Origin of the sequence: Novosphingobium endophyticum (assembly GCF_014640675.1) — a bacterium.
In the GTDB taxonomy this organism is placed as follows: domain Bacteria; phylum Pseudomonadota; class Alphaproteobacteria; order Sphingomonadales; family Sphingomonadaceae; genus Novosphingobium; species Novosphingobium endophyticum.
In genome coordinates, this window is the sequence record NZ_BMHK01000070.1 from 1 (window position 1) to 7,238 (window position 7,238).

A 7,238-nucleotide genomic window follows, 5' to 3' on the forward strand; every position below is an offset into this window, starting at 1 on the left:
CAGCCTTGCCAGCGGCAATTAAAATCGGCACTCAATGACGCGCCGCGACAATCACATTCTCATCCTGATTGACGCGCAAACCTCATCCAGTTTGTCGCGCTACAGTCTCCAACGGCTGACCAGGCAGGTTACCGAGACTGCGGCCTCATGGTCGATGGCTCCGGTCGTCGCAGCCTTTCAGGCGATGCGCGGGGTCGCGTTCATGACGGCCGTGACCTTCGTCGTGGAAATCGGCGATGTGCGCCGGTTCGACAATCCTCGGCAATTGATGGCCTATCTGGAGCTTGTACCGTCCGAGAGTTCGACCGGGGAGCGGGTCAGGCGGGCAGGGATCACCAAGGCCGGTAACCCACGCGCACGCCGATCTCGTCGAGGGCGCCCGCATCTCAAGACCCCCATTGGGCACTTGTGGGTAAGAGCAAGAGCAATCGGACGGTTACGGTGGCGGCGACAAGCATGGCGTCGAAACAGGCGGCAGCGGCACGCTCACTCAATTGATCCCGCGGTGGCCTATGGCGGCGAAGTCGCTCTGATCGGGGTGATGGCCAAAGGCGAACCACCGCGCCTGGAGGGACTGCTCGCCAAGTCCGCAAGCGTGCGCGGCGTCTCGGTGGGCAGTCGACTCATGGCCGAGAACCTCAACCGCGCCGTCGATGTGGGCGGAATCCGCCCCTTGATCGAGCGGCGCTTCGCCTCCGGCCTTGTTCGGCAAGTTCGTCGTCGTGCTCGACTGACGATTGGGAATCTACGGAGGGATTGGAAAATTGCGGTATCGGGGAGCAGAGTAAAAACGCTCTTTTACCGAAATTGCGACAAATAGACTCACTGATTGGTGAATATTGCATGTGACGGGAAGTCGCGTGCATTCAGAACCGATCAGGCGTGCTGAGACAAGTCTTCTGGTAGCTGTTTCGTAGCGCTTTGGCGTATGATCCTTTAGGCTGGGCACAATGAACCTCGCCAGCTTCTGCGAGCTTTTGGCAAATTGTCCAACTACAGAAGGACGCTCATATGACGACCAACCGCAGTACAAACACTGACCTCAACCCGATATTCCTTGCGCGTTGGTCGCCCAGAGCATTCGATGGATCCCCACTTCCACAGGGCGATCTCAGGGCCATTTTGGATGCTGGCCGTTGGGCCCCGTCTTCTTATAACTACCAGCCTTGGCGTTTTCTCTATGCCACGCCTGATCGCGATGCGACGCCTGATCACGGCGAAATCTGGAATGACTTTCTGGATGTGCTTAATCCTTTTAACAGAAGCTGGGCGAAGGACGCTGGCGCTCTCATCTTTATCGTAAGCGAGACGCAAATGGGGTCGCCGGAAAAGCCGAACTATTCTCATAGTTTCGATGCAGGTGCAGCTTGGATGTCCATGGCGCTGCAAGCCCACATGCTCGGCTATCATGCCCACGCAGTTGTGGGCTTCGATGAAGAGAAAGCGCGCGCATGCCTCCAGGTGCCCGAGCACTTCAAGGTGGACGTCGCAATCGCGATTGGATTGCTTGGGGAAAAGGAAAGTTTGCCAGATGGTTTGAAAGAGCGTGAATTTCCAAGCGATCGTAAGCCGCTTGAAGCGATGGCGTTTTTGGGGCGGTTCAAAAATTAGGGTGTGAATGTCGACGCGCTCAATGCCGCCGACATCGACCGCATTACGGCCGGGCAAGCTAGCGGACTTCGTCATCCGCGACCGGTAGGGTTCCTTCAGGACCGATCAGGCGTGCTGAGACAAGTTTTCGGGTAGCTGCTTCGTAGCGCCATCTCGCCTAATCCATTAGGCTCGGCCGGTCACCTATTTTTCGCGGCAGCAGGGAAGAGACGTCTTGAAGAAAGACTTACCCATTACTGATCTTGCTTGGGCTGCACAATCGCCGGTCCTCAGCCGCGCGCCCATGCGGCACTGTTTTTCAGTTGCAGCATTATTGAACCCACCGGGCCGTTCCGGGGTCGAGGGGCCGCCCTTCGCGCTGGAAGACGCGCGGCAGATTCGCTTCAACGGCCATATTCGCGCCGTCCAAGAGAAGGCTGCCGGTCTCATTTTTGCACCAAGCGTAACAGCAGATGGCTGAAGGCGTCGCAAGGGTGGCGGACGGCGCCGAAAGCACGCTCCGCCCGTGGATCCTGCTGGGTACGATGAGCGTCGCCAGCTTCTGGGTCAATGCGGCCGCCTTCACAACGCTGGGTGTTCTGCTGCCGTACATGGTCAAGGAACTTGGCTGGGGCTGGACTGCAGCGGGTTTCGGATTCACAATATTGGGCGCAGCCACCGGCCTGTCCTCCTACTTTCCCCGCTATCTAATCCGCCGCCATGGCGTTCGCGCGGCGCTCGTCGCCGGCACGCTGGCGATGATGGCGGGTATGCTTTGTTTCAGCGAGGCGCGTGGCGCCGGGCTGTTTTATCTGGGCGCCGTGCTGTGCGGGATTGGTTACCAGACGATGTCGATCATCCCGTCCACGTACGTGATCGGCAGGGTCTTCCCACAACCCTCTCTGCCGATCGGCATCTATTTCACCTGCTTCGCGCTCGGCGGCGTATGCGGCCCGATCATCGCGCTTGGCGTGCTCGACGTCACGGGCGATCAGTGGCGAACCGTCTGGCGCGTGCATGCCGTCAACATGCTCCTCTGGGGCGCGATATGTACGGTGATGATCGGTGGCGCAGCCCGCCTGAACGAGGACATGCAGCGCGCGCAGTCTGCCTCTGCCATGGGCCGCGACCCGAAGAGCAACCCCGCCATCTGGCGGACGCCGGTCGACTGGACCTTCCGCCAGGCGTTGCGCGCGCCCCAATTCTGGATTCTCGCTGCGGCCTATATGAGCCACATGCTGGTTGCCATATCGGTATCCAGCCTGTCGATCCCTCATCTTAGCCAGCGGGGCGTCGCAGTGACCACCGCGGTGGCGATGTTGAGTCTGGAGCAGCTCGTCCAGACCTTCGCGCGCGGCCTCGGCGGGGTGCTCGGTAACCGAATTGACCCGCTCTACATCCTAATGACAGGCCTGTTCTTACTGGCGCTGGGCCCCGCTGCGCTGACCTTCGCCGACAACTATCCGATGCTGCTGCTGTACGCGTTGGCTACGGGACTCGGCTACGGGCTCACGGTATTCGCTACGGTCATGCTGCTACTCAACTATTTCGGCGTAACGCACAATCTGGAGATTTTCACCGCGGTCGCTTTCACCGGCGCGGTGGCGGCGCTGGGTCCAGCAATCGGCGGTGCTCTGCGGGATGCGACTGGCAATTTCCAGGCCGGGTTCCTGCTTTTCGCGGGCGTGAACTTCCTCATCTTCTTGGCAGCGGCAATCATGCGCCCGCCTCTGCGGGCCGACCAGGCCGCGCCCGCCCGTGCCTGACATCTCCTTCGATGCCACGCCTGCAGGCACTCGCTTCTTATGCGCGCCGCTTCACGCTATTGCGCACCCGCCGGAGAACATCAGGGGATTGAAAGCATTTATAGGCCGGTCGAGTATCTCTCGCATTTGAAGCTCGAGACTGATTCACTCTGCCGTGTTGGTGGCGGAGGTAGTTATGTCGGGACAGGCTGGTTTCGTTGATCTTTCGAACCGTTATGGGCGCTGAGCACGGCGGGCGATCCGCTGGAACGGCTGTCAGCGATTGTCGACCTCGAGGTTTTCCGTGGCCCGCTGATTGCGGCGCTGCGGCGCTCCCGCGCGGCAAGGGCGGGCGGGAGCGCTCCGACCCGGCGCTGGTGTTCAAGATCGTAGTGCTGCAGGCGCTGTACTCTGTCGGGCGAAGGATGCGAGTTCCAGATCAAGGGACCGGCTGTCGTTCCAGCGGTTCCTCGGGCTGGGTCTCGACGGCACGGTGCCGGTGCCGCGACGGTCTGGCTGTTCCGCGAGCGCCTGGTGAAGGCCAAGGCGATCGACAAGCTCTTCGCGCGCTTCGATGCGGCGCTCAAGGGTCGCGGTCATCTCGCCATGGTGGCCAGATACTCGATGCGACCATCGTGCCCGCGCCCAGGCATCGCCAACCTGGCCGACAATTTCCAGCGCCTGATCTGGCTTGAGAGGAGAACTGCGTCCGCATGACGCGGAAATGACCCTAAAATAGCCTGCCAAGCCGCAAAATCAGCAAAAACAGCCCCGAAACGCCAACTTGCGCAATCCCGCGCCCATCACCCAAAATCCAGGAATTCTTCGAGGTGTCCAACTGATCGGGGGGCCAAGTTCAAGACGGCAAATCATAATGCAGGGTAGGTTGCCGTTAGCGTTACGGCGCTCAGCGAGCGAACGCTTTAATTGGGGAGAGGAAATGTCAAATCTTACCAAGCGCACTTTTCGACCTATCGATGCCTTAATGCGCCAAGTACTTTGTGGTGCATCCGTGTTCTCCATGATGGCGGCGGCCGGTGTGGCTCACGCCCAAGAGTCTCCGGAGAAAGATAGCGACGTCGCCGAGGTTTCGGACATTATTGTAACGGCGGACAAGGTCGGATTGCTGGAAAAAAAACCAAGTTCGACGGTGCTCGGTTTCGATAAACCCCTTCTCGAGACCTCCCGGTCGGCCACATTAATCAGCGACGAGACAATATCGCGTTACGGCATCGATTCCCTGGATGCGCTGGCAAAGATTTCGCCTGGCACCTTTACGGGCACCTACTATGGCGTCGCCGGAGCGCTCAACATCCGCGGCACGCTCGCTGAAAATTATTTCCAGGGATTCAAGCTTGTTGCCAATAACGGCAGCTATAATACGCCCGTGGCTGCGGCTTCCCGCATCGATATCGTGCGCGGCCCGCCCTCGCCGATCTATGGCGCCGGCCGGGTCGGCGGTTTCCTGAATATTGCGCCGAAGTCCGCCCGCGATGGAGGGAAATATATAACATCCCCCACAGGGTCGATCTCGGCGACCTATGGCGCCTATGATCGCTACCAGCTGGTGGGCGAGCTTGGCCTGCCCTTGAGGCTGGGGGACACGGACGGCGGCCTGTATACCTATCTTGAATATGATCATGGCGATCAATTTTATCGCGGCATCAGCCCTGAGCGTTTTGTAGGGCAAATGTCGCTAACCTTGGACATGCCGGGCGACTGGTCATACGAACTTGACGGGATGCTGTACAAATCAGACGGGGAAACCCAGACTGTTGGGTGGAATCGCCTTACTCAGGATCTGATCGACAACAGCACTTATATCACCGGTCAAAATACCGCGCTCACCGCATCGCCAGGGGCGCCCTATCTCACGGCCATCCAGACCGTTCAGGGCGGCGGGATCAACGGCGCGCCTTACCCGGCGCTTACGTACACCAATGCCGCGGGGTTTCGAGGGGGCGGACTTGGCTATCAATATAATGGCACTTCGTTGGTCACCGATGGGCGTTTTCCGCTGAATAGTGGTGTTGGCACCACCCAATTAAGCCCCCGCACCGTTTATATCTCGGAGGCGGATCTCTCAAAAACAACCGCGCCTACCATCTATTCTGGCCTTACGAAGACATTCGAGAACGACGATTGGTTGAAGCTTGAAGGGTTCTTCAGTCACCTCAGCCACAAGCGCTTTGTCAGCTATGGCTATCCTGCATGGGTTCGCGGAGGGGTGGCCGAAGCGCGGCTGACCTTCAGAAACAAGTCGTCCCTGTTTGACGACAAGTTGACGATTGAGACCATCGCGGGTGTCGGCAACCGCTATATGTGGGGCCGGCACATGCAAAGTTTCAACAGTGGTGTGATCGCACTCAATCGCCGCGATATTTCCGTCGGCGCCACACCTACGGACAGCGTTTGCGGTCCCTTTGACGAGGGCATCACGGACGACAGCATTCCACCCAATTGCCTCGGTTGGGAAAACGACGTTCACTCGAAGGTGAACAACTATGGCGCGTTCATCACCAGCGACATAGAGCTGTACGACAGTCTGTCGCTCACCATCGGGGGACGATTCGACAATTTCAAGGTGAATACGAGGGACACGGGCATCCGGTCGTTTGTGAATCCGGCTCCAGTCAGGGATTCAGCCGACAAGCTCACCTATACCGCGAGCTTGAGCTACAAGACGCCGTTTGGGATCATGCCTTATGTAACTTATGCAAAGTCAGCGGCTCTGATATACAATCAGGCCGGCGATATTGCGCCAAACCTGGTCCGAAATGGCGGATGGATTTTAGACTCAAAGCTGAAAGAGGTTGGGTTCAAGTTTCAGTTGCTGAACGGTACCTTGGTTGGATCTTTTGCCTACTATTCTCAAACGCGGCCTCAATTGTTTGGGCTTCCTCCGGTCAGCGTCATTACGGCAGGCAAGGGGCAGGAACTTGAGATGCGGTGGCTGGCGACCTCCAATCTGAGCTTCACATTCGCGGGCAACCTCCAGAAGACCAGGATCAAAGGTCCCAACAGCACTATTGCCTTTATTCCCCCTTCCGTTCTTTGCGGCCAGACTCCAGAATGCCTGATTTCCATGGCAGGCGGGTCGCTGCGGACACTTTTGACGCTGATACCGGGCCGCGAAGGCGATTATACCTACACGGCGATCCCACGGCGCGTCTGGAGCTTGTATGCGAGCTACTCTACGGACGATCATGATTGGGGCAAGGCTGGCGTTACTTGGGGGGTGACCTATGCGAGCAAGACCTCGGGCAGCCTTCCGAACGCCGTGGTCTATCCCAGCTATTATGTGTCGAATCTTTCGGCCTTCTATAAAAAGGATGCCTGGGAGCTGAGTGTGAATGTCAACAACCTGTTCGACAAACTCTACTTCACGCCGGTCGCTGACATTTACGAGAACCAGGCTGCGTTGCCGAGCAAGGGGCGGATCTGGCGGGCGTCGGTCAAATATTCATTCTGACCGGTGACTTCGGGGAGCGGGGCGTATCGGAACGCCCCGCTCTAGCGGCTTTCACGTGACTGCACTGCTACTGACCCGATGTGGCGGACGGCCTCCGCATAGCTGTGCCATGATGTGGTCGTTGTAGGTCCACGTCTAGGAGTCGTTCCATGGAACAAGAGGTTGCCACTGATCCGACACTATATCTCTGGACCGCCTGGCCGGAGCCGATCCAGCACTCCTGCGTCACGGCCGGCCTTGTGCAGCGACGCGGATAGCAGCGATACCGGCGGTTTGTCCCGATCGCTGTGTGATCTTACTTCGTTGTAGTCTCTACGCCCGATGGGTGCGGATTCCGAGGTGATCCCGGCCACTATTCCGAAATGATCCCGGCCGGGATTCCGAGATGATGCCGGCCACTATTCCGATTAATTCCCGGCCACCCGGGAGGG

4 protein-coding genes and 2 pseudogenes are annotated in these 7,238 nt (G+C 58.6%); all 6 read left to right on the forward strand.

Going from position 1 to position 7,238, the window contains the following annotated elements:
- Window positions 1-148: 148 nt before the first annotated feature.
- A pseudogene (locus tag IEX32_RS19920) lies at window positions 149-361 on the forward strand (transposase); the annotation flags it as partial.
- Window positions 362-1,011: 650 nt separating this feature from the next.
- Window positions 1,012-1,611 carry a nitroreductase family protein gene (locus IEX32_RS19925; RefSeq protein ID WP_188773282.1) on the forward strand — a complete coding sequence of 200 codons (600 nt, stop codon included), beginning with the start codon at window positions 1,012-1,014 and terminating at the stop codon, window positions 1,609-1,611.
- A 214-nt stretch (window positions 1,612-1,825) separates the two neighbouring features.
- On the forward strand, window positions 1,826-2,071 hold the full coding sequence (locus IEX32_RS19930) for a hypothetical protein (protein ID WP_188773283.1): 246 nt from the start codon (window positions 1,826-1,828) through the stop codon (window positions 2,069-2,071).
- Window positions 2,064-3,356, forward strand: a complete 1,293-nt coding sequence (locus IEX32_RS19935) for an MFS transporter (protein ID WP_188773284.1) — start codon at window positions 2,064-2,066, stop codon at window positions 3,354-3,356. The genes IEX32_RS19930 and IEX32_RS19935 overlap by 8 nt, the downstream gene beginning before the upstream one ends.
- 175 nt (window positions 3,357-3,531) lie before the next feature.
- Window positions 3,532-3,991: pseudogene (locus IEX32_RS19940) on the forward strand (transposase); the annotation flags it as partial.
- A 284-nt stretch (window positions 3,992-4,275) separates the two neighbouring features.
- On the forward strand, window positions 4,276-6,807 hold the full coding sequence (locus IEX32_RS19945; protein ID WP_229736525.1) for a TonB-dependent siderophore receptor: 2,532 nt from the start codon (window positions 4,276-4,278) through the stop codon (window positions 6,805-6,807).
- Window positions 6,808-7,238 lie beyond the last annotated feature (431 nt).